The following is a 2,720-nucleotide window of genomic DNA, read 5'->3' as shown; positions in this document are numbered from 1 at the left end:
CTGCTCACGGCCGCCCTCATGCCACTGCTCCTACTGGCCGGGTGGCACGATGTCGCCGCGTCCGACAGTCGACGCGCGCAGGCGTACCCGGCGCTGATGCTGGCCACGCAGGGGTTGGCGCTGGTGGCGTTCACCAGCCTGGACGTGCTGCTGTTCTACGTCGCGTTCGAGGCCATGCTCATCCCGCTGTACTTCCTCATCGGCGGCTTCGGCCGCAGCGATTCCAGCGGGGCCGACCGGGCGGCGGCGGCCGTGCGGTTCCTCATCTACAACCTCCTCGGCGGGCTGGTCATGCTCGTCGCGGTGATCGGGCTGTACGTGCTCACCGCCCGCGCCGGGCTGGGGGACGCCGGGACGGACGGCGGATCGATCGGCGCCGGGACGTTCGACTACCGCCTCATCACCGCGGCCGTGGCGGACGGCCGGCTCGAGATCACGACCGGCGTGGCGCTGCTGATGTTCGCGGCCTTCACCCTGGCCTTCGCGATCAAGGCGCCGCTGTGGCCGTTCCACACCTGGCTGCCCGGCGCGGCCGTGGCCGCGACCCCCGCCTCGGCGGTGCTGATGATGGCGGTCGTGGACAAGGTCGGCACGTTCGCGATGCTGCGCTACAGCCTGCCGCTGTTCCCGGACGCGGCCGCCACGGCGGCGCCGGTGCTCGTCACGCTGGCGGTGATCAGCATCGTCTACGGCGGCGTGATGGCCATCGCCCAGACCGACCTGCTCCGGCTGATCGCCTACGCCTCCATCTCCCACTTCGGGTTCATCGTCCTGGGCATCTTCGCCAGGACGGAGCAGTCCGCGGCCGGATCGGCGCTCTACATGGTCAACCACGGCGTCGCCACGGCCGCGTTGTTCCTCGTGGCCGGGTTCCTCGTCCACCGGCACCGCATCCGGGAGATCGGCTACTACGGCGGTGTCCAGCAGGTCGCGCCCGTGATGGCCGGGACGTTCCTCATCGCCGGCCTTGCCACGCTCTCGCTGCCCGGGTTGGCCCCGTTCGTCAGCGAGTTCCTGGTGTTCATCGGGACCTTCGGCCCGTACCCGGTGGCCGCCGTGCTCGCCACGAGCACATTCGTCCTGGCGGCGGTCTACATCCTGTGGACCTACCAGCGGGTGATGGGTGGACCCCCGGCTCCCGGGCTCGCGCGGACACCGGATCTCGACGCCCGGGAACTCGTGGTGGTGATCCCGCTGGTGGTGGCGCTGATCGTGCTGGGCTTCTACCCGCAGCCCGCGTTGGACGTGATCGAACCGGCGGTCGCCCACACCGTCGCGCTGGTGGGAGGAACCCGATGACCCCTGACATCGCGTACGGATCGCTCGCGCCGCTGCTCGTGGTGTTCGGCGCGGGGATCGTCAGCGTACTGGTGGAGGCGTTCGTCCCCGCGCGGCGCCGCTATGGCACACAGATGGCCGTCTACCTGGGCGGTCTCGCCGCCGCGCTCATCTCGGTGGTCCTCCTGGCCGGGACCCGGATCGTCACGGCCGAGGGGGCGGTCGCGGTCGACGGCCCGGCGCTGTTCCTGCAGGGCCTGACCGTGGTCGTGGCCCTCGGCGCCGGCCTGCTGATCGGCGAACGCACCGTGATCCCGTCGGCCTCCCGCAGAAAGGTGCTCGCGGGCTTCGCGCCCCAGGCCGCCGTGGCCCCCGGCGGCTCGGGCGAACGCGAGGCCGAGCGCGCCGGGTTCACCCAGACGGAGATCTTCCCGCTCGCGCTGTTCGCCACGGGCGGCCTCATGCTGTTCCCCGCGGCGAACGACCTGATCACGCTGTTCATCGCGCTGGAGGTGCTCTCCCTGCCGCTGTACGTGCTGTGCGGGATGGCCCGGCGCCGAAGGCTGCTCTCGCAGGAGGCCGCGGTCAAGTACTTCCTCCTGGGCGCGTTCTCCTCGGCGTTCTTCGTCTACGGCGTCGCGCTGGTGTACGGCTACGCCGGGACCGTGGACTACCGGGGGATCGCCGACGTCGTGGAGGCCGAGGGCGCCAGCCCGCTGATCCTCATCGGCGTGGCCATGATGTCGGTGGGCCTGCTGTTCAAGGTCGGCGCCGTGCCGTTCCACACCTGGACGCCCGACGTCTACCAGGGCGCGCCCACCGCGATCACCGCGTTCATGGCCGCCGGCACCAAGGTCGCCGCGTTCGGCGCGATCCTGCGCTTCTTCCACACCGCGGTGCCCGGGCTCGAGGCGGACTGGGCGCCCGTGCTGTGGGTGATCGCGGCGCTGACGATGATCGTGGGGACGATCGTGGGCGTCGCGCAGAACGACGTCAAGCGGCTACTGGCCTACTCCTCCATCGCCCACGCCGGGTTCCTGCTCACCGGGGTGATCGCGGTCCAGGCCGCCGGGGCGACGGCGATGCTGTTCTACCTCGCGGCGTACGCCGTCAGCACGGTGGGCGTGTTCGCGGTGGCCGGGCTGGTCCGCGACGCCGACGGTGCCGAGATCAGCGACCTGCGGGCCTGGGCCGGGCTCGGTCGGCGTCAGCCGCTGGTGGCGGGCGCGTTCGCGGTGCTGCTGCTGGCCCTGGCGGGGATCCCGCTGACCAGCGGGTTCATCGCCAAGTTCGCCGTCTTCTCGGCGGCCGTGGCCGGGGGCGCGGTGACCCTGGTGGTGATCGGCGTGCTCACCAGCGCGATCGCGGCGTCGTTCTACGTGCGCGTGATCGTGGTGATGTTCTTCCGCGACGCCGATTCCGGGGGCTCGGGTGGCTCGGGC

General features: G+C 71.5%; 2 protein-coding genes. Both read left to right on the top strand.

Going from position 1 to position 2,720, the window contains the following annotated elements; translation table 11 throughout:
- On the top strand, positions 1–1,299 hold a 1,299-nt coding region (locus G6031_RS17515; protein WP_182653957.1), incomplete at its 5' end, for an NADH-quinone oxidoreductase subunit M.
- The coding region (gene nuoN / locus G6031_RS17510) for an NADH-quinone oxidoreductase subunit NuoN (RefSeq protein WP_182653956.1) at positions 1,296–2,720 on the top strand (1,425 nt) is incomplete at its 3' end. The genes G6031_RS17515 and nuoN, both read left to right, overlap by 4 nt.

Source organism: Dietzia sp. CQ4 (genome assembly GCF_014145125.1).
In the GTDB taxonomy this organism is placed as follows: Bacteria; Actinomycetota; Actinomycetes; order Mycobacteriales; family Mycobacteriaceae; genus Dietzia; species Dietzia natronolimnaea.
Note: the sequence above shows the minus strand (reverse complement) of the source record. Positions and strands in the feature narration are given on the sequence as shown.